This window comes from Paenibacillus terrigena DSM 21567, from assembly GCF_000374845.1.
GTDB lineage: Bacteria > Bacillota > Bacilli > Paenibacillales > Paenibacillaceae > Paenibacillus_K > Paenibacillus_K terrigena.
The window spans coordinates 271788-292613 of the sequence record NZ_KB895414.1; the positions used below are offsets into that span (position 1 = coordinate 271788).

Genomic DNA, 20826 nt, shown 5'->3' on the forward strand with positions numbered 1-20826 from the left:
TTATTTTCCTTTCGAAAATAGAATACTTTATACGATTTGCTACAACAAAAAACGCAACCTGAAGTGAGTTGCGTTGCATTGCTGCTACTTAAATAACAGCGGATAAAACGTCCGATTCTATATGCTTTTCCCGTGATAAATTTGCTTGACGTGCCTCCCGATACACGAGCAATCCGATGAACAAAGACACCACGCCAATAATGATGAGCAGTGCCCCGATCTCAAGGCCATAGGTGGTTAACCCTCCACTACGAAGTGCCATGCCGCGTAGGAGTCGATTCAGCCAGTTCATGGGCAGCGGCCATGCCGTAATTTGAAAAAATAACGGAAATGCAAGCGGAGTCAGCTGTATTCCGGTCGCAAGAAACGACGGATATAATACAAAGCTCGTTCGCAGACTCACCTTGGATGAATCTTGGGCAGAATAACCAATCAACATCCCCATGAGCGACAAGGCAAATGTATAAATGAGCAATGGGATCACAAAAAGGTAGGGCTCAGCTTCAAACCGCATATTTCCTACTTGCTTGAGCAATCCATAGCATAGAAGCAGTGAGATCGCGCTAAGAACAGCGTAAGGTATGCTGCGAGCCCATAACTGTGCAGGCGATGGCCCATTTACAAACAGCCTTCCCTCCTGTCTTAGACGCGGGGCAATCGATCCCGCCGCGGTCGTGGTTATCATTAACACGACGATGTTAACAAATCCTAGCACCATGAAGCCGACATAGCTCGTGGTCGGATTAAACAGCATCCGTTGTTGAAGGGACAATGGAGATATAAGCCCTTTCGACGCATCAGCAGACATCCCGCTCTGTGCCAACCTGGTCATGGAGAGGGTCATATTTTCCGTGGTAATGATCTCCTGAATTGCCGTTCGGATCCCGGTTAATCCTGAAGGCATCGTGTTATCCATGAGCATGCCAATGTTCGAGGATAACCCCTGCACTCGTCGCATCTCTAATCCGCTTGGTAGCATGATGACCGCGACAGCTTGCTCATTGGCTAACAAGTCCTCGGGAGCCATCCGGCTCGCGAATACATTCGTGACTTGCATATATTGGGACGCATTCAGTTTCGTAATCAGTTCCCGTGAATACGCACTATGGTCCTCGTCAATCACAACCACCGGAGATTTGTTAATTTGGTTATGAGAGAACATCAATCCAAAAAACAAAGCCGCAACCAGCGGGCCGATAAAGATACCCTTCAGAAATTTGCTGCCCTTCACATACTTCCACTCGTCAATCAGCGAGTTCATCAAGGTTCACCTCCGCTGTCATACCCGGAAGCAGGTCAGGACTTGCATCGACAGAAATTCGGACAAGGAACATACTTAAATCGGCTTGCCCCCTCTCCCGCGTCATACGCAGGTTGGCGAATTGCGGAGCAGCTGCGACGGAAGCGACAACGCCATGGACTTGATTCGGATGGTCCAGATATGGAAAATGCACTTGAACCCCTTGGTCGACCGCTAACTTCTGAATCTCACCTTCTTGCACGTATAGATCGGTGTAATAAGCTGGTTTCTGTATGATCGCGACAGGCATCCCGGGTTGGATCGGATCCCCCTCCTTGACAACAACTTTGCTCATCCGACCCGACTCCGGCGCGAGCACATCCACTTCAGTTCCTTCAGCGCTCTTTACTTTATAGAGCAGTTCTCCTTTTTGAACGGATTCGCCTATTCCTTTGGTCGCCTGAATGATCGTCCCTGGACCTTTATCATACACAACGGCCTTCTGCTCTGCCTCAAGGATGCCTTGCTTGCGATTCTCTGCTTGACTCACTGCATCTTTCCCTTTCGCAGCTAACAGTGATCCTCCTGCAATAAGAATGACCGCTAGACCTATATACACACCGAACTTGAGCTTCATTGTGCTACCTCGCTTTCTCTCCGAGCATGGATTTTCCGAACGGCATTCTCTGCTGCCTCCATAATGACTTCTCCCAATGTAGGGTGAGGATGAATCGTCATCGCTAGATCTTCGACCGTTGCCCCCATCTCGATCGCTAAGGCAAGCTCCGATACGAGGGATGATGCCTCAACACCTACAAGTTGTGCCCCCCGTACAATTCCTGACGAAGCATCTGCGATGATCTTGACGAACCCTTCCGTTGCTTGCAGCGCCAATGCTCTACCGTTAATCCCGAAGGCAGATTTGCCGATGACAAAAGGAACGGCGCGTTCCTTCGCTTCTGCCTCCCCCAAGCCAACACTAGCCAATTCCGGTTCCGAGAATACGACAAGCGGAATGGCTTTGTAATCCACGACAGAAGGCTCGCCAGCGATCGCTTCAGCGGCCACCTTCGCTTCGTAGGATGCTTTATGGGCTAGTGCCGCCCCTGCCGTGATATCCCCTATCGCAAAAATATGCGGAATCGCTGTCCTGCACTGTTCATCCGTTTCAATCAGACCTCTATTCGTGACAGGCAAGCCGATACGATCAAGACCTAATCTCCCATCCGTATTCGGTTTCCGACCGACCGTTACTAACGCATAATCCGCGCGAATCGTATGCCGCTCTTGATTGGTGACATAGTGTAGGGTAATCGCGTCTTCCTCCTGCTCCGCCGCTACCGCCGCAGCTTCGGTGATAATCGTGATGCCATCTGCTTTCAATTGCTTCATGACAGGCGCCGTCAGTTCCGTCTCAAACCCTGGGAGCACGCGCGCTCCGCCCTCTAGAATCGTCACTTTGGTACCAAATTTGGCATACATTTGTCCTAGCTCTATTCCGATATATCCACCGCCGACAATGATCAAGCTGTTCGGAATCTGTGACAGCGACAGTGCTTCTGTCGAGGATAGGATACGCCCGCCGAACGGCAGGGCTTGCAGCTCAATCGGACGAGAACCTGTTGCCAGAATGGCATGCTTAAACGATATCTGTTGTACTGTTCCCGCTGACTCTACTTGAGCGGTATGTGCATCCAGTAAGTTTGCTTCCCCCTGCATAATCGCGATCCCTGCAGTCTGCAGCAAGTACTTCACCCCGCCGGACTGCTTATTTACAATCATTTGTTTGAAAGCTTGCGCCTCTTCGAAGGATGTGGATGAAATCGTATTCTTCCACTGTTGTAATTGTTGATGCCGATGCGATTCAGCAATTAATGCTTTGGACGGAATACAGCCCACATGCGTGCAGACCCCGCCAATCTGTTCTCGTTCCACAACTGCTGTCTTCATGCCAAGTTGAGCGGACCGCAGCGCCGCAACATATCCTCCCGGCCCTGATCCAATAACCAATGTGTCTACTGATACAAGCTGACTCATACTCCATTCCTCCTAAACCCGTCTTTAAAATATGATGATCATAATATATTATAATCATCATATTTTGGAATCGTCAACATCCCCCGCCAATTGACATGCTTTAATATGATAAATATAATATTTTAAAGCGCAATACGAATGATTGGAGTGATTGCTGTGCCTTATCCGGAAGGCCATAAGATCAAAGTACGAGGCAAAATCATTGAAAGTGCTGCTCAAGCCTTTCGTACGCACGGGATACGCGACATTAGTGTTCCAGCTATTATGAAAGGCGCTGGCCTTACGCATGGCGGGTTCTATTCCCATTTTGAGAATAAAGAGCAACTGGTCGCTGAAGCCTGCCGATATGCAATCAGCGACACGATTGCCCTGCTGCAAGAAGCCGCCAATGAACGGACGAATGGGCCCAAGATCCATGCGGTCATTCAGTACTATTTGAGCCAACAGCACCGTGATCGAACGGAGATTGGATGCATTATCCCTGCCCTTTCCAGTGAAATCTCTCGAGCTTCGGAAGAAGTTCGGCACACCTTCACCCAAGAGGTAGAACGCATGATTGATTTTCTCTCCAGTGTAGCGGAAGTCGATAAATCTACAGCCAGTGCTCTGCTCAGCTCGATGGTCGGAACGCTGTTACTCGCCCGATCGGTTAGTGATGCCATGCTGAGTGACAGTCTCCTCACCGCGGGTAGACAGCATGCTAAAGAGCTCGTTAAGACTTGAAGTATCCTTGGATATCGATCAAATACCCAAATGTGGCTTTATTAATTCTATTGTGGTAAGAAAAAACTCCAACAAGTTGTTGGAGTTTGATCGAGTCAGAGCAGCTTCCATTGCGCCAGCGAAGTCGTCTGCCTGGCTCACCAAAGTATACGTATCCGAAAAGCAGACGCCTCAATGTTGCCTGACAATCCTGCACCTTCATAACCTTCAACACTTCTCTGAAATCCCGGTCCGCGCTGCGGCTTCTGCCACAGATCGTGATCCCCTTCTCAAGCACATCCCGTGTATTAATAGGAACACGTTCCTCACTAACTCCCATCGCGATCAAGTGACCGCCTGTCGTTTCTTGCAAATTTATTTTACTAGAAGTATAATAGCAAGTCTGAGTGACCGAAATTCACAATTAGTTCTGTAGTTCTAGAACCTGTTCGTAATCGCCTCTTTGCAGAAAGGAGGAATCCGTATGATCGTAGATCGAAGAACAAGGATTATAGAGGCAGCAACACAGTCATTTTCATTATATGGTTATAAGGGCAGCACAATGGATCAGATTGCGAGACTTGCTCATGTGGGCAAGGGGACGATTTATCGTTTTTTCCCAACGAAAGAAGAGCTGCTGGAAGCCATTATGGATAGATTCATTCAAGACATACTGGAGGTTGCACAGTCATCCGTTCAGGCAGGGAGAACCTTCACAGAGAACTTGCACCGTACTCTGCACAATGTGTTGGAATTCCGATCCAAGCATGAGATGATGGTTATTCTCTCACACGAGATGCGGGAGATGGGGACCGAGATTGTGATGTCTGAGATGAGCAAGGTGGAAGATGCGCTTCAGCACTTTGTGAAAGAGCAGGTAGAACTAGCTATTGATTCAGGCGAGCTGCAGAGTTGTGATGCCGAGCTGACTGCTTTCCTATTTATTAAGACCTACGCAGCGCTTGTAGTGGAATGGCCGAAGCGTGCGAAGGCTATCCATCAGGATCAAATTCCTCATTTGCTTGAATTCTATTTGCTGAATGGGGCAGCTCAGAAGGGGATTGCTAGAATTGGATAACGCATTTCATATTATAAGTAGAACGGTGGTGGCAGTGGGATGAAGAACATCTTACACATTTATAAAACGGATCTTCGCAACATTATTACAAATCCTGCTGCAATTATTGTTATTTTAGCAGTAGTGATCCTGCCCTCCCTATATGCATGGTTCAACATTCTCCCATCATGGGATCCGTACTCCAATACGAAGGATGTATCGGTTGCGGTTGCGAACTTGGATAAAGGTACCAAGGTAGAAGGCAAGGATCTTGATGTTGGGGCAAAGGTTATCGAACAGTTAAAGGAAAATAAGAAGTTAGGTTGGAGATTTGTTACGAAGGATGAGGCAATCAAAGGGGTTAATCATGGCGATTATTATGCAGCCATTATTATCCCAGAGGATTTCTCTGAGAAGATCTCTTCCGTCATCTCTGATCATCCGGAGAAGGCACAGCTTGATTATTATATCAATGAAAAGATTAACGCGATCTCGCCGAAGGTCGCTGGGGCAGGAGCCTCGACGCTGGTGTCGAACATTAGCAGCAACTTCGTAGAAACGGCGAACAAAGCGATATTCGATATTTTCAATGATGTCGGCCTTCAGCTTGAAACGAATGAGCCGGACATTAAGAAGCTAAGAGATAACATCTTCAAATTGGATGAGAAGCTGCCGGAGATCGAGAAGCTGATGAAGACAGGCCAAGTCGATATTATCAAGGCGAAGGACTTCATTAGCAAGGCAGAGTCTGCCATTCGTGTCATCAAGCGCTACGAGAACCGACCGGATTCGGTAATTACAGATGCAGAGAATTTGCTCGATAAGGGCAGTGATTCTTTCCATAAGGAAGTACCAGTTGTCAAAGACAATCTGCGGAAGCTTCAGGGTGCCGTAACGGATACATCGAATGTCGTGGAGAATATCATGAACTCTGACTTCGATCTTGGCAAGGTAGAGACAGAGCTGGCCAAGAAGAGCGTCGAAGTGGAGTCAGGGATGAATTCCTTACAGCGTCTCATTACGACAGTTGAAGATGTAGATCGGAATTTGAAAAATAATGGTCTGTTCGATAATGTGCTCACGTCCTTGACTGATGCGAAACGGGGCGCGGAGGATCTGAAGACGCGTCTGGATGAAGCACAAAAAACAGTTGAGTCTGCAAAATCGATTGCGGATGATAAGCTGAGGGATATTCGCAATAAGGCAATCGAAGTCAACTCGATTCTGGATAAAGCCAGAACAAGCTTGAATTCACAGATTGCGCCGACAGTATCAAAGGCGTTCGATGATGCAGAACGATTAGGCAAGACGTACCGAGAGCATCTCGGTCAGCTGCAAGAAAAGGTTGATCGCGTCAACAAGCTTATTCAGGGTAGTGAGACAGATGCGTCACTAACCGAAAAGCTGAATGCAGCTGTCGAGGATATGACGAATCAGTTGAAGCTCACATTAGGCTCCTTAGAGAAGTATAAGGATCAGCTGAATAAGCTGGCCCAAGTGACAGGTATAGACACTGATCTGTTGATTACTCAATTGAAGGGCATGGAGACGAAGCTCACACTGCTGCAGGAGCGATTGGCTGGCGGCAAACAGATTGGCGCAGAAGCGGCAGCAAGGGCAAGTGAGGTCGTTGCTCAGCTCATTAGCGATTATGATAATGGAATTAAACCAAAATTCCATACGATCCGCGGGGATATGGAGGCATTGAATCGTGATGCTTTGAAGATGATCGATAAGATGCAGGCAAGCACTAACAATGTCATCGTAATGACAGATAAGATCATGAACCGGAATACGGCGAACAAGGTAATTGATCAAATCAATAATGCACAGAAGCACATCAGTAACGGTCAGAATCTAGCGGATAAGCTTATCACCTCCACTGAGAAAATGAAGCAAACGGTAGATGATGGTGCTATTACAGACATTGTCGATAGTATGTATAAGGTAAAAGGGAAACTGGCCGATTTGTCGGATATGCTGAAGCGTGCAAGTGAAGCGGCCGGCAAGGCGAATCAACCGACGAAGGATGCGCTGCAAAAGATATATGATTCCACGAAGGATACGAGCGCGTCAATCGATAGAGTAATCGGGAAGATCGATTCGGATGTTGTCCCTGCCTTCGACAAGGGTGTCAGAGATTCCCGCAAAGGCTTGGACTTCATCAAGAATGTGAAAAAAGAAGTATTCTCGATGATTCCAGAAGTCGAGGCTTCACTGGCTGATGTGAAGGGCAAGATTCACACTGGGGACGTGGGACTGGATGAATTCAGTGATAAGTTCCCAGAAATCAAAAAGAAAGTGAAAGACATTGCATCCAAAATCCGCGAATTGGAAGCGAAAGGTAATCTGGATCAAGTCATTGATTTGCTTCGTAAGGATGCGGCTAAGGAAAGCCAGTTCTTCGCGGAGCCGGTATTGCTTAATCAGCATGAACTGTTCCCTGTACCGAACTACGGTTCAGCGATGTCACCGTTCTTCACGACATTGGCATTGTGGGTCGGCGGCTTGCTGCTCATCTCCATGCTGATTGTAGACATCGAGAACAAGCATGACTATAAGAGCTACCAAGTGTACTTCGGACGTTGGCTGACCTTTGTGACGATCGGTATAAGTCAGAGTATGATCGTGACACTGGGTGACATGTTCCTGCTCAAAACATATGTCGTTCACAAGTTCTGGTTCTTCGCGTTCGGGATTTTCATCAGTATCATATTCGTCAGCATCGTCTATACGTTGGTATCGGTATTCGGTAATGTAGGTAAGGCGTTGTCCATTGTATTGCTTGTGTTCCAATTGGCGGCCTCTGGTGGTACATTCCCGATTCAAATGACGCCGAAGTTCTTCCAGCAGCTGAACCCGTTCCTGCCGTTCACACATGCGATAGGCATTATGCGTGAGGCAGTGGGGGGAATACTATGGGATGTTGTGACGAAGCATGTACTTATCCTGTTGATCTATATCGGAATTGCCTTTGTACTTGGTATAGGCTTGAAGAAGACAATTAATAAGAACAGCGATAAGTTCTTGAAGAAAGCGAAGCAAAGTAAGCTGTTGTAGGTTTGTAGATTTGCAGGCGAATAGACTTGTAGAGGAACAGCAAGAGGTTTTATTAAGATAATAATAGCGTATTATGCAATCATCATATGGTTATATAAAAAATCGCTGCCTGGATTATCAGGCAGCGATTCAGACTGTCGACAAAGTACCGTCGATAGTCTTTTTTATGTCTCCTCGGTTTATCAAATCACCGCGTTAATATGATACAATAATAACCAATGTCGCCTACCGCTGGTTCATTGGCTACAAGGAATGTGTTGGGAAGCCAACCGCCATAGCAGTTGACGCAGGCTACAAAACACCATACATATAAGCATATTGGATGAGAAGATTCGCCCTGTCATGCCTTGAGATGGACGACTTTGAGAGGAATTGGCAAAGTGTCTATCCAGGCGATGCTAGTTTTTGCTGCAATGAACCTCAAAAAAATGGCGACCTGGCTTTGGAAGGCAGGTCACGTCTCTTCGGATCAGTCAACCCTCGATTACAGCCCAAGTGAAAAAACTCGAACGAGGGATGGCACTGACGGAAGCTGGAGAACAAATGGCACTCCTCGCCAAAAGACTGTTTGCTGTCGAAGAGCAAATCGGGCAGTTTACGCAAGACTACTTGCACGGCACCACGGGTCATATTCGATTAGCGGCTACATATTTGCCTGCCCATTTCCTCATTCCAACTTGGATTGCAAAATTCAAACAAAGCTACGAGCATGTCGAAATGACCATTATTACGACCAATTCAACAGAAGCAGCTACTGAACGTCGAGGTGGATATTGCTATTTATGGCGGGCTGCCAGAAGCTTATCCTGATACCATTCAGACCGAGGAGTTATTTCAAGATGAATTATGGTTCGTTGTAGCCCCCCACCATCGCTACGCCAACCAGCGCGTGTCGCTTGAGGAGATGATGAAGGAACCGTTCGTCATGCGGGAAGAAGGAAGCTCGACACGCGAGAGATTACTGGCGCTCTGCCGCACTTATAACACTACAGCCCCGCAGATTCCCCTGCAATTTAATGGATTGCACGAAGCGATTACCGCCGTCATTGCCGGATACGGCGCGAACTTCGTGTCGTCGATCGTCGTCCGTGAATATGTCGAGCGTGGCGAGCTGTGCCGTGTGTATGTAGAGGCCATCCATTTGCAGAATACGATTGCCATTTGCACGCGTAAGAATGAGCCGCTATCTGCTGCAGCAACAAACCTGATTCAGAGAATTCGTCAGAATCCCATTCCATCATCGTAAACGCAAAAAAACGCTGCTGAGCGAAACCACAAAAAACCCCACCAGCCGCAGCTCATGGGGTTATAACATGAATTATTTCGATATATCTAAGAATCCTTCGCCAAACACATCACGAACGTCATGAATGGTAATAAATGCATCTTTATCCGTCGCTCTAACGATTTTCTTAAGTGTAGAAACTTCCTGCTTACTAATGACGATATAGAGGATTTCTTTCGGTGTTTTCGTATAATAACCATGTCCAGATAGTACCGTAACGCCTCGATCCATCACGACATTCACTTGCTCAGCAATTTTATCCTGCTCATTGGAAATGATGGTGACTGCTTTCTTCGGATTAAGCCCTTCGATAATAAACTCCATGACCTTCGTCCCTACGAAGAGCAGCACGATCGTAAACATAAGCTTCTCGGCGCCAATAATGAAATAAGAAGAAAAAGCCACAATCAAATCGAAGAATAATAACGCGTAGCTAACACTCCAGTCCAAATACTTATTCGCAATTCTTGCGAGGATCACCGTCCCTGCCGTGGTTCCTCCAACGCGAACGATTAAGCCGATCCCAACGCCAGCAAAGACCCCGCCGAAAATCGCATTGATCATCAGTTCATTCGAAGCAATACTCCAGCTCTCCGTTAAATGAAGGAATAAGGAATTACAGAGGACAGCGATAATTGTATAATAAGTGGTCGTCTTGTCCAGAAACTTATAACCCACCACCAGCAATATAGCATTGAATATTAGATTAACGAGTCCAGGCGACCACTGGAAAAGATAGTAGAGGATGATCGTAATCCCTGTGACGCCCCCTTCACCGAGCTCATTAGGAATGACGAACAGATTCACCGCTAATGCAAAAATAAAAGCACCGAGCATAATAAATAGAATGTCTGCTAACCTTTTTTTCACCGATTTCACCTCATATGATGTCTAAAAATAACAACGCCTGTCCACAATCCGAATATTATAGCTTAAAACAACAATTTTAGCCAACAACAATCCTGTCATACAAAAAGAGCCACATCCATGGATGTGACCCTATAATCGATTATCCAAAATCCATACAATTAATGAATATTCGTTAATTGTATCCCTGCAACAACATCTCTAAATCCTGGCTCGTTAAAATGAATGACCTTAATCGTGCCTGTTTGTTCTAATTCATACAGCTTGATCTTAATATCGTACTTCCGTCCCAAATCGTGGTGCGATAAAGATTCATAAATTTCTGGAAAACAAATGAGTACCCCATGATCCCGGTCTTGCTGACAAGGCAGCGTGTGTAACACTTCTAGAATTTGATCATGATTCATTTGGAATTCCCCTCTCTGAGTAGAATGCCTTAGACACCTTCATTTTAACAGCTAATGGTAACGCTTACAGTGATATAACTCATACCCTATAAAATACTTAAGCCAATCGCCTCTTCAATAGAAGAGAGACTGGCTTCAAGCAGCATCTCCATTTGCCAGTCATCGCAGTCGGAAACCTGCATACTCGCAGTCTTGCCGACCGAATCCTGGAGGATCAGCTAGCCGATAGTATCGCCATTGGCCGTCCTCTCCTTCGTGACCCGGCTTATGCGAAACAACTATTAACTCCTGACCCAAAGAGCATGAGCACTTCCTAATAAAATCAATCTAGAGGTGGACTTTTTCCTTTCGTCCTTGATTTATACTGGCACTAACGAAATAGAAAGAGAAAAGAGGAACCGTATTGAGCACACTATCGATTTATTTAATTGTCCTGGTTATCATCCTTCTTCGCATGGGTAGAGAGAAAGAAATTCAGCCCTCCCGCATGTGGATCACGCCGGCGCTATTTGTCTGGCTAGCTTATTCGAGTATTTCCCACTCCTTGAACCTGACTGTACTAAGCTTCCTGCTCTATTTGGTATGTTTAGTCGTTGGACTTGGTATAGGCCTATGGCGTGGATCGATGGATAAGGTTCGGTTGAATCCTTCCACTGGTAAAGTAACATCCCAGAGCTCCATCGGCGGCATTATCATTTTCATGGCTGTCATGCTTCTTCGTCTGCTGGTAGGATATTGGGGAAAAGAGCATGCTCTGGTATCATTAAGTAATGCGCTCCTATTCATACCACTCGGGAGCATCTGCGCTCGCCGGTATGTCATCTATATGAAATATCAACGATTACAGGGGCAGCGTAGATACTAAATGCCTTATCCTTACGGGCGGAAAGTGTGATTGAAGACAGATGCCTTCCAAGCCATGGTCACAACTCATTCAAACCATATCATCGCGTTCGAGAACCATCACGTTAAGCTCGATTTTAATTGTTTTACTAGTACAAACGATCAATCTAAACTCCCTTACAAGTGCATTACTCGAAATCTTATGTTTCCTTGCTTATTTGGTTCTCATTTGGACAACCGACGAATGGCTTAAACGTAACCGAAATCGCGCATCAGCCGTCATGTTCATTTGGTTGTTGATGGCATTGTCATGGATAGGTTTCGATACCTATAATTCTTCGGTTGTACTCATCTTCTGCATTGTAGCCTATATCGCTCTTCGATTACCGGGCAACCTCTCTGTGATGCTAACCGGTACCATCATCGTATTGGATGCGTCTATTTGGTTCTTTACGCAGCGTGCCGACGTTCATGAAATTCTGATGTACTCGATTATTCATGCAGGAACGTACGGATTTTCCTGGGGAGCCAGAATGAGGCGAGAAGCCAACGAGATTAAACAACAACATTATCAGGAGCTGCGTGAGATGCATACGCAATTAGAGAAGACACATCGCGCGCTCCAACAATCACATTTGGAATTAGAAGAAGCTGCTGTCCGATCATTGCGATATGCCGTCCTCGAGGAACGTACGCGCATTGCGCGGGATATTCACGACAGCATCGGCCACGGGCTCACCTCAGTCATCGTCCAACTTCAAGCACTGCCCTATATGATCAAAGCGAACACGGCTGAAGCCGATACAACCCTGGCCAACGTGCTCGATGTCACCCGCAGCTGCCTTACGGAAGTACGCACCGTAGTTCATCAGATGGCGATAGACGATGACGGACTCGGATTGCTCGCGCTGAAGAGTCTTATCAGTTCCGTGCAGGAACAGAGCGGGTTGACGGCCCATTTCGATGTATCCGGGACCATAACGCCATGGAAGCCTGAGCTATCTGAACTCCTGTACCGTGTGCTTCAAGAAGCGTTAACCAATGTCATTCGGCATGCGCATGCGACACAAGTCGAAGTATCAATCCGTGAGCATATCCAGGAGATTACAATGACCATAAAAGACAATGGAATATGGACCATTGATACCTCACCTTCCCCCGGCTTCGGCATATCGAGCATGCAAGCGAGATGTGTACGTGCAGGTGGTTCCTTTCGGATTCGGACAAATCAACCACATGGTCTCATCATTATCGTAACAGTGCCGGTGGATAACCATTCGATGGAAGGAGAATGACAATGCAACCGATTCAGGTCGCCATTATCGATGATCAGCCGTTCGTTCGGCATGGTCTGAGTTATATCATTAATGCACAAGAGGACATGGAAGTGGTAGGTGAGGCTGCAAATGGACGAGAAGCTGTTGATCTGGCTACGTGCACTCGTCCTCAGGTTCTGCTGATGGACGTACAGATGCCAGAATACAATGGGATTGATGCTACGCGCGAAATTTTGTCCCTGCTGCCAGGCAGCAAGATCGTGATTCTGACCACGTTTGATACGGAGGAATATGTATATGGCGGTATTCGTGCGGGGGCTGTCGGTTATTTGCTGAAAGACGCTGCTCCTGACGAGCTCATTGATGCGATTCGGGCCGCACACCGAGGGGAGGCCATCTTCCGAACGTCGATCGCAGCTAAAGTCATCGCTCAAGCTCTAAATGGTGCAATTGAGGCGCCGACCAATCCGTCTTCTAACCATATTCATATGTTGGATTCCTTCACCGAGCGAGAGCTTGAGGTGCTTCAGCATATGGCGTACGGATTACGTAACGAAGAAATCGCAAGCCAGCTTCATATCAGTGAAAGTACGGTAAAAACCCACGTTCATCGCATTTTACAGAAATTCGGTGTCCAGGATCGTACCCAAGCCGTGGTGTATGCGATTCGCAATCGAATCGTTCAATGATGAACAGCCTTGTTAAGCAAGGCTGTTTTTGTTCAATAAATAAAAAAAAACGGCATTTCTGCCGTTCGGATCAAGCCTCTAACCCATGGTCTTCTTGAATTTTGTATAACCCTTCGAGAATCAAATCCGCAGGATCCCGATTCAATAGCAGCTGCATCATCAAGAAATGGATCGGGAAGGCACAGGTGTTGTTTCCCTCAATGATCGATGGGAATCCAGCTTCGAACACCGGACCATGTTCTTCATTCCAATCCAGCCCTGCATGAACATGCTCAGGGAACTCTTCTTGAACTGCTGCAAGACATTGCGGAATGAGCACTTGATCAATGAGCGCCTTCGCTTCGTCCTCATTCTCTGGAGATTTAGGCAGCAATTTCCCACCCTTAGTCTTCATCAGCTCCACGAAGAAGGAAGCCATCCATTGTTCCGGCTTGTCGCTCGATTGGAACTTCTCGATGAGCTCACGAAGGAAAAATCCGCATACATACCCGTCGTTCGATTCGTCCTTGACTTGATAAATAAAGATAGGGCCGTAAACTTCGTGGTTCAACACCTGTCCTTGGACATCATTGTAGTATCTTCGTAAAGCAACAAGGCCATTATGATGAACAGCATTGACCAATTCCGTAAATTTCTCTGCCGAAGCAGTATCTTCATTGCTGTTGTTCGTTGTTTCATTGTTTTTGGTTTCATTTGTCATCTTATTCACCCATTATCCATCATATCATTCGATAACTTCGAGCGTCTAGTCCTATACATCATTCCGACCCTTCACAATTCGAAAAGATATGAAGAAACTCAATATAACGAATAGCAGCTGAGTACATAAGGCCAACAGGACCCCCATAAAGATACCACCGCTAAAATGTTCACTCAGCGCGATCATAGCCCCGCCGATCCCCATGCTCACGCCTGGACAGAAGGCGTCGACAAATTGCAGAAAAGAGGAAATCTCACCTTCTTCTCCTGACTTAGCATGATGCAGTGCAATTGCCCCCGTCGTCGGGTTTGCCAAGCCGATACCGAAGCCGGTACAGATCTGCGAGATTATGGCAAAGACAATCCCGCCACGCTCGAATCCGACGACAATGATAACCATTGAGACGCCAATGATCATAATTCCGATACCGGAAATGACCCGTTTCTTTCTGCCGCGGCCGTGATCCTTATCATCCCATTTGGACTGCAACCAAGCTGCCATCGACCAACTCAACGCACCCGCCGCAACAATCAACCCGGCAAGATCTGCCGACAAGCCCTTCACCTTGATTAAAGCCAATACCACAAAACTCTCTGTTGCAACATAACACGCAACATATAGTCCCCTAGATACAATAGTTGCCGGGAGCCCTCTTTTGACCGTAAATGTGCCTTCGGGGAGCAACTTCTGCAGTGGTCTAACCATCATGATCAGGCCAATGAACGAAAGTGCAATACCTTTCCAATCGATTATGAATCCAAGTCCGGTCAGCAGTAAACCTGTACCTATGGTTAGTAAGATGGCGTAACCTTCTTTATGGCTCTTTTTGTGAATCGAGTGGTTGCCCGCATGCAGCTTGCTAAATGAAGGAAGCGTCAGCAAAACAGCTAAAGCGATCAATGGTATGACAAGCCAGAACACAAATCTCCACGATACATAGGCAGCCAGCAGCCCGGCAATATATGGCCCGATTAGTGCAGGCAAAATATAGGCGCTGGAGAAAGCAGCTAATATTTTCGTTCGAAGCGCATCCGGATAGCTAAGTGTAATACTGTAGTAAACACAAGTTACTATTGCTCCGGCGCCAAAGCCTTGGAACACTCTCCCCCCAATCATCATGGACATATTCATGGAAGCAGCTGCAATGATAATCCCCACTACAAAAATAACGATAGATAAGGCAAAAGAACGATACACACCGATTTTACCGATTTGCTGGCCAATGATCATTGTCCCTAAAATTTGTGACAGCAGAAATGCGCTGAAAATCCAACCGTAGAGAGAAATACCGTTTAACTGCTGCGCAATACTTGGCGCAATCGTCGTAATCGCCAAACCTTCAAAAGCTACAGTCGTTACAGCTAAAATGATGCCAATGGTTAGAGCTCTATAACTTACATCAAATATTCCCATTTTACTTACTCCTTGTTCCACACTCGCACCCCCATTATTTAATAGTCTTGATCATAGTTGTCATGTCATCTATATGGCTAAAAAAATATATAAAAGTGATAAGACCTGAATCGGATTACAGGTCTTTCACGTTGTTGTGCATCACCGCTAAGATTCTTCGAAAGGTCTCCACCTCTTGCTCTGATAAACCCTCAATCGTTTTCTGATAAGCCTCGATCGACGGCGCAAGAATTTCCTCTTTGATCTCTCTGCCTTTGGCCGTCAAATAGACACGTAGGGATCTTCGGTCTGTCTCATGGGTGACCCGATGAACAAAGCCTTTTTTCTCCAACTTGAACAGCATGCGGGCAATATTCGTCTGGTCTTTATACAGCCGTTCCGCAATGTCTTTTTGGGTAATCCCTTCCTTTTCCCACAGGATGACCAATATCTCCCACTGATCTACCGTAATATCAAAAGGGTTAACCACTTTCTGATAATAATTGTTCAGCTTCAAATCTGCCCGGTGTACGATCACGCCGATATACTTTTCTAATTCCAAGCGTAGGTCTCCTTATCATATGACATGATTATAGTTGCTATGACCATTATATTTTCATCATTCCTAAATATCAATACCCATCACTTTTGGCTAAAGGCTATTTTAAATCCAATCAGAGCGAATAGGGACCCTTGAATCAGATTTATTCTTCTAGCGATGGACGGAACTTCTGCGAATGAAGTGACCGAGTTTCCCCGCAAACACGCTGATCAAGCTGAAAATAATGAGAGTCTGAAACAAGAATATGAAGCCATACACCAGCATTTGTTCCGTAACATGGCCCGCAGCGCTATTGATGAACTGAGGGAAAAAGGCAAAAAAAAATAACGAGACCTTCGGGTTCAAAATATTCATGATGACGCCTTTTCTATACAAAGAGGAATAACTTAATGAGCTTCCCTCCTTGATCGTTAGCGCCGAAGTATTATCTCGGAATGATTTGTAAGCTAAATACAACAAGTAAGCTGCTCCTGCGTATTTCACCACGGCAAATGCAATAGCGGATTGGTAAATGATCGCCGTGATGCCAACGGTTGACGCCGTAATATGAACGATAAGACCTGTGCAAAGTCCAAGTGACGTGGATATCCCTGCTTTTTTGCCCTTCGATACTTTGAGCCAAAATAAACAAAATGTCGGGTTCCGGGAAAAGTCCCCTGAAAATTTCTTCTAAAACGGCGCTAATCGGTTTCATGGGTGGATTCATGGCCATCGGCATGTTGGCTTTCTTAACGAACCAGACATCTGCGACATGGCTTATGGCGCCATTCGGAGCGAGTTGTGTCTTAGCCTTCGGCGTGTGGGACGCTCCGCTATCACAACCTCGAAATATTATTGGAGGACATATGGTATCCACTGCGGTTGGTTTGCTGCTCTTTCATCTCTTCGGCAACGCATTTTGGGTGATAGCACTCGGCGTAGGGCTAGCCATTGCTTTGATGCACTTCACACGAACAACCCACCCGCCCGCAGGGGCCAATCCTATTGTTGTCATTATGGCAGGCAATCCATGGACGTTCTTGATCAATCCCGTTCTCATCGGGTCTGTAGTCATTGTTCTTATCGCACTGGTGGTTAATAATCTTGACGATCAACGTCGGTATCCGAAATTTTGGGTATAGATGGATCAAAGATACAGGGACTGCCCCCGATCGAATTTCGGGAAGCAGTCCCTGCTTAGTCTTGTATCACACTGACGCATTTCATGAACCAACAGCGCCTACTTTTTGGCCATAAAGGCATCAATTTGCCGCTGCAATTCCTGCTGAATTCGCTTCAGTGAAGGTCCCGCTTCCGCTTCGAATTTCTTCAGTGTCTCCTCTGGATCCAGGACACCATTGAACAGTGCAGGATAATACTTCGCCTCGACCGTGTTGTATTGGCTAAAATCATTCTGTACAGCAGACGAATCAAATTCAAATCCGGTCAGAACATCCTTCGTGAAATTATCCGCATCACGCAGCACAGCGTCAAATTCATCATATTTCTTGTCGCGATTAGCATCTGAGCGTTCATCAATTGGATTCCATACCCACACATAGCCAAATGCCGAATATCCCTTCGTATCAAGCTGTTTATATTCCATGTCGCCAACCGGCTCCCAATGCTTCCCTGGTATGCCGTAGGACAACAGGTCGTAGTTCTCCTTCACATTAGCCCAGTCCATGAACATCACTGCACGTTCCTTATTTTTACTTACCTTCGGAACCGCAAGGAAATTCCACTGCTTGAAGTTCGATATGTTAGCCCCTTTCGTTCCATCGAAGAATGTAACGGTTTCCAGATCGCCGCCTGGCACATTGCTCTTGAACTGTTGATCGAAGGAGAGTCCTGTACCGAACGATCCTTTCGTAACGACGGCTACTTTGCCGCTTAAGAAAGGCTGGAAGAAGTCCTTCGCTGTTAAGATATCCTTATAGACAAGCCCATCCTTATACATCTGTCTAGCATCCTTCAACCACGACATCACCGGCTCTCTATCCTCAAGCAGATTGTATACCTTGCCATCGTTATTTTTGTAGTACAGCATCAGACTGCTTCCAAGCGCATGCGTAAAACGCACATGCGTATCATAATCAAACTGGCTGCGCTGACCCACAATGGAATACGTCTGCTGCCCGGAAGTCCCCGCTGCCATGAACGGAGCAATGCCCGGTACTTGTTCTTTAACCTTGTAGGCAAAATCAATTAATTCCTTATTGGTCTTGATCGGTGGAATACCTAGCTTCTCCCGAAGGTCTTTGCGCACAACATAGGAGTTGCCCGTCCCATAGACGAGCCCGAGCGGCACCGCCATAATTTTACCGTTATACTTATTCGCATCCCACATTTGCTGCGGGCGCTTCTCCAGAACATTTTTGCCGTATTGTGCAAGCAAGTCGTCCAAAGGCTCATAGAAGCCGTCTGCAATCATTTGATTAATATGAAGCCACGGCGCATCGAAGATCAGATCGATATTTTCCCCCGAAGCAAGCGTCACTTGTGTCTTCTGACTCAAGTCTGCCCATGGCACGAACACGATGTCTAATTTGACATTGATCGTGTCCTTCATCCGCCGCTCCGCTTCTGCGATGACTAGATCCATATCTGGCGGACGATCCCCCGGAATCATTATTTTTAGTGTAACCGGTTCCAATTTGGTGCCTGCTGCCTGGTCTCCTTTTGGCGATTCTGATGCTGTTGCTGGCGCTGTCTTCTCATCCGATGTTTTCGAGCAGCCTACCGCTATAGATAGGATCAACAACAATACAAGCGAAAATGAAATCCAACGTTTCATTCGCATTTTTCGTTCCTCCTCATATTTAATCTAACGTTATCCCTTAACTGAACCGAGCGTCATGCCCTTAATAAAATACTTCTGCACGAAAGGATACACGAATACAATCGGCCCAATCGTAATACACACAATGGCAAGCTGCATGCCATAGGTCGGAATCATAATGTTATAGTCCGTTTGGCTTCCACCCACGTATGACATGGCATTCAAGTTGGACATCAGCTGCCTGATCATCATTTGCAAGGGGTGCAGCTTGTAATTATCGATAAACAGCAGCGATAAGTACCAATCATTCCAATATTGCAGCGCATAGAACAGGGCAACCGTAGCAATAGCAGGCAACGATATCGGCCATATGACACGGAAGAAGATATGAATGTCATTCGCCCCATCCACGGTAGCTGCTTCGTTCAATTCATAGGGCAAGGAGCGGTAATAGGATACAAGGATGAACGCGTAGAAAGGATTCAGCAAGTACGGGAGGATAAGCGCCCATAAGGAGTCCTTGAGCCCGAGCCAGTTCGCAATCAGCATATAAAATCCAACAAGCCCTGCACCGAACAGCATCGTAAAGAAGGTCAAGAAGGAAAGAACATGTCGATACTTCACTTTCGGATGGCTGAGAACATAGGCGAAGGACGCCGTAAGAAGAACACCTAGCACCGTTCCTGTCGTCGTAACGAACAACGTGACGCCATAGCTTCGGAATACTTGATTTCCCGACAAGAGCATGGCGTATGCATCCAAGCTGAATGACGTCGGAAACAACTGATATCCAGAGGTTTGAATAACTGTTTCATTGGCAAACGAGTTAATCAGTACAATCCAAAATGGGATGAAGCAAATTAGTGCAAAGAAGGTCAAAAGCACGTACACAAAACCAAGGAAAAAACGTTCTCTCATTTCGATCACACCTTAGAACAATCTAGAATCTGGATCTATCTTGCGTGCAAGCCAATTGAAGAAAATTACAGCGATAAGCCCCATAAAGGACTGGTAGAGAATGATGGCGGAGGACATGCTGAAGTTGCCCATCTGCCGAAGCGCGCGATACGCGTACGTATCGATAACATCTGTCGTCGGAAACAATACTCCAACATCCCCGATAATCGCGTAAATCATGCCGAAGTCTCCATAGAATATCCGACCGATGCCAAGCAGAGTCATAATAATGATGATTGGACGCAATAGCGGAAGCGTAATGTAGATGATTTGCTGAAAGCGGCTAGCTCCTTCCATTTTGGCACTTTCATAATACTCCGAAGAAATGCCCGTGATCGAGGCCAGAAAGATGATCGAATTGTAGCCAGCGACTTTCCATACGTATACGAACGTCAAAATATAGGGCCATACACTCGGCGTCAGATACCAGTCCACCCCTTCCGATCCAAGGGCAGTTAATGCCTGATTCATCATGCCTTCTGTTGAGCTGAACATCGTCTGCACCATCATGCTGACGACCAGCCATGAAATGAAATACGGCAAGAATACAAAAGACTGTGCCGTCTTCTTGAACCACTTGCCCGTGACTTCATTGAGCAGCACAGCGAGCACGACTGCAGTTCCTAGACCGAACACCAGAAACAGCCCGTTCAAGAACACCGTGTTCCATGTCACACGCAGCCAATCTTTACTTCCAAAGAAAAACTCAAAATTTTTAAATCCTACCCATTCGCTGCCGAACAGCCCGTCAGAAAGCCGATAGTTCTGAAAGGCCAGCAGATGCCCGAGCATCGGCATATACGCGAATATGAGCAGGAACAGGATGCCTGGCAGTGCCAGCAAATACAAGTACCGGTTCTTCACGATCTCGTAGATGAAACCGCTTCGCACTCCTTTAATGCTCCTCAATGACTACCCTCCTTTATATCCATAAGATGATCGTCTGACGGAGTTATCGTAACAGCCGCCAAGCAGCCATGGATAGTTCTC

At 46.5% G+C, this 20826-nt stretch carries 19 protein-coding genes and 4 pseudogenes; 10 read left to right on the forward strand and 13 right to left on the reverse strand.

The window, feature by feature from the left end:
• Positions 1–88: 88 nt before the first annotated feature.
• The 3 genes from C558_RS0109180 to lpdA are packed head-to-tail and all read right to left on the reverse strand — an operon-like array spanning position 89 to position 3277.
• Entirely contained in the window at positions 89–1261 is a 1173-nt protein-coding gene (locus C558_RS0109180; RefSeq protein ID WP_018755966.1) for an ABC transporter permease, read from the reverse strand.
• The gene (locus tag C558_RS0109185; RefSeq protein WP_018755967.1) at positions 1245–1877 is read right to left on the reverse strand and encodes a biotin/lipoyl-containing protein; all 633 of its coding nucleotides are present in this window, start codon (positions 1875–1877) and stop codon (positions 1245–1247) included. The genes C558_RS0109180 and C558_RS0109185 overlap by 17 nt, the downstream gene beginning before the upstream one ends.
• Entirely contained in the window at positions 1874–3277 is a 1404-nt protein-coding gene (lpdA, locus tag C558_RS0109190) for a dihydrolipoyl dehydrogenase (protein WP_018755968.1), read from the reverse strand. Before lpdA ends, C558_RS0109185 begins: the two co-directional genes overlap by 4 nt.
• Positions 3278–3433: 156 nt before the next feature.
• Between lpdA and C558_RS0109195 the strand changes: the two genes are divergently transcribed.
• Complete coding sequence (locus tag C558_RS0109195; protein ID WP_018755969.1) at positions 3434–4000, forward strand: TetR/AcrR family transcriptional regulator; 567 nt, start codon at positions 3434–3436, stop codon at positions 3998–4000.
• Here the strand turns inward: C558_RS0109195 and C558_RS0109200 are convergent.
• The gene (locus C558_RS0109200) at positions 3990–4352 is read right to left on the reverse strand and encodes a hypothetical protein (RefSeq protein WP_156826050.1); all 363 of its coding nucleotides are present in this window, start codon (positions 4350–4352) and stop codon (positions 3990–3992) included. The genes C558_RS0109195 and C558_RS0109200 overlap by 11 nt on opposite strands.
• Positions 4353–4463: 111 nt before the next feature.
• Between C558_RS0109200 and C558_RS0109205 the strand changes: the two genes are divergently transcribed.
• From C558_RS0109205 to C558_RS30785, 4 genes and pseudogenes are all read left to right on the forward strand, one after another.
• The gene (locus C558_RS0109205) at positions 4464–5057 is read left to right on the forward strand and encodes a TetR/AcrR family transcriptional regulator (protein ID WP_018755970.1); all 594 of its coding nucleotides are present in this window, start codon (positions 4464–4466) and stop codon (positions 5055–5057) included.
• 39 nt (positions 5058–5096) lie between these two features.
• Positions 5097–8096 carry a YhgE/Pip domain-containing protein gene (locus tag C558_RS0109210; RefSeq protein WP_018755971.1) on the forward strand — a complete coding sequence of 1000 codons (3000 nt, stop codon included), beginning with the start codon at positions 5097–5099 and terminating at the stop codon, positions 8094–8096.
• A gap of 341 nt (positions 8097–8437) precedes the next feature.
• Positions 8438–8545, forward strand: a pseudogene (locus C558_RS34460) (transposase); the annotation flags it as partial.
• A gap of 13 nt (positions 8546–8558) precedes the next feature.
• Positions 8559–9342 (forward strand): annotated as a pseudogene (locus C558_RS30785) (LysR family transcriptional regulator); the annotation flags it as partial.
• Between the two features lie 72 nt (positions 9343–9414).
• On the opposite strand, the gene C558_RS0109220 reads toward C558_RS30785, so the two are convergent.
• Together C558_RS0109220 and C558_RS0109225 are read right to left on the reverse strand one after the other, a co-directional pair.
• Positions 9415–10251: a YitT family protein gene (locus C558_RS0109220; protein WP_018755972.1), complete on the reverse strand. Its 837-nt coding sequence runs from the start codon at positions 10249–10251 to the stop codon at positions 9415–9417.
• Between the two features lie 158 nt (positions 10252–10409).
• Complete coding sequence (locus C558_RS0109225) at positions 10410–10655, reverse strand: hypothetical protein (protein WP_018755973.1); 246 nt, start codon at positions 10653–10655, stop codon at positions 10410–10412.
• Positions 10656–10801: 146 nt separating this feature from the next.
• Between C558_RS0109225 and C558_RS33075 the strand changes: the two are divergent.
• The 4 genes and pseudogenes from C558_RS33075 to C558_RS0109240 all read left to right on the forward strand — a co-directional run.
• Positions 10802–10972: pseudogene (locus C558_RS33075) on the forward strand (hypothetical protein); the annotation flags it as partial.
• Between the two features lie 86 nt (positions 10973–11058).
• Positions 11059–11520, forward strand: a complete 462-nt coding sequence (locus C558_RS0109230; RefSeq protein ID WP_018755974.1) for a CcdC protein domain-containing protein — start codon at positions 11059–11061, stop codon at positions 11518–11520.
• A 196-nt stretch (positions 11521–11716) separates the two neighbouring features.
• Positions 11717–12793: a sensor histidine kinase gene (locus tag C558_RS30790; protein ID WP_211220749.1), complete on the forward strand. Its 1077-nt coding sequence runs from the start codon at positions 11717–11719 to the stop codon at positions 12791–12793.
• Positions 12794–12795: 2 nt separating this feature from the next.
• Complete coding sequence (locus C558_RS0109240) at positions 12796–13464, forward strand: response regulator (RefSeq protein ID WP_018755976.1); 669 nt, start codon at positions 12796–12798, stop codon at positions 13462–13464.
• A 70-nt stretch (positions 13465–13534) separates the two neighbouring features.
• Here C558_RS0109240 and C558_RS0109245 read toward each other — a convergent pair whose 3' ends face one another.
• The 4 genes and pseudogenes from C558_RS0109245 to C558_RS30795 all read right to left on the reverse strand — a co-directional run bounded on the left by C558_RS0109245 (position 13535) and on the right by C558_RS30795 (position 16812).
• Positions 13535–14164, reverse strand: coding sequence for a hypothetical protein (locus C558_RS0109245; protein ID WP_018755977.1), 630 nt, complete (start codon positions 14162–14164; stop codon positions 13535–13537).
• 51 nt (positions 14165–14215) lie between these two features.
• The gene (locus C558_RS0109250; protein WP_018755978.1) at positions 14216–15577 is read right to left on the reverse strand and encodes an MFS transporter; all 1362 of its coding nucleotides are present in this window, start codon (positions 15575–15577) and stop codon (positions 14216–14218) included.
• Positions 15578–15692: 115 nt separating this feature from the next.
• Positions 15693–16118 (reverse strand): MarR family winged helix-turn-helix transcriptional regulator, encoded by a 426-nt coding sequence (locus C558_RS0109255; protein WP_018755979.1) that lies wholly within the window; start codon positions 16116–16118, stop codon positions 15693–15695.
• Positions 16119–16198: 80 nt separating this feature from the next.
• Positions 16199–16812, reverse strand: a pseudogene (locus C558_RS30795) (LysE family translocator).
• Here C558_RS30795 and C558_RS0109265 point away from each other — a divergent pair.
• On the forward strand, positions 16742–17239 hold the full coding sequence (locus C558_RS0109265) for an HPP family protein (RefSeq protein WP_425413924.1): 498 nt from the start codon (positions 16742–16744) through the stop codon (positions 17237–17239). The pseudogene C558_RS30795 and the gene C558_RS0109265 sit on opposite strands and share 71 nt — an antisense overlap.
• Positions 17240–17337: 98 nt before the next feature.
• Here C558_RS0109265 and C558_RS0109270 read toward each other — a convergent pair whose 3' ends face one another.
• From C558_RS0109270 to C558_RS0109280, 3 genes are read right to left on the reverse strand one after another with little or no spacing between them, the layout of a single operon-like run.
• Complete coding sequence (locus tag C558_RS0109270) at positions 17338–18900, reverse strand: extracellular solute-binding protein (RefSeq protein WP_018755982.1); 1563 nt, start codon at positions 18898–18900, stop codon at positions 17338–17340.
• A gap of 30 nt (positions 18901–18930) precedes the next feature.
• Positions 18931–19797 carry a carbohydrate ABC transporter permease gene (locus C558_RS0109275; RefSeq protein ID WP_018755983.1) on the reverse strand — a complete coding sequence of 289 codons (867 nt, stop codon included), beginning with the start codon at positions 19795–19797 and terminating at the stop codon, positions 18931–18933.
• Between the two features lie 12 nt (positions 19798–19809).
• Positions 19810–20745, reverse strand: coding sequence for an ABC transporter permease (locus C558_RS0109280; RefSeq protein WP_018755984.1), 936 nt, complete (start codon positions 20743–20745; stop codon positions 19810–19812).
• Positions 20746–20826 lie beyond the last annotated feature (81 nt).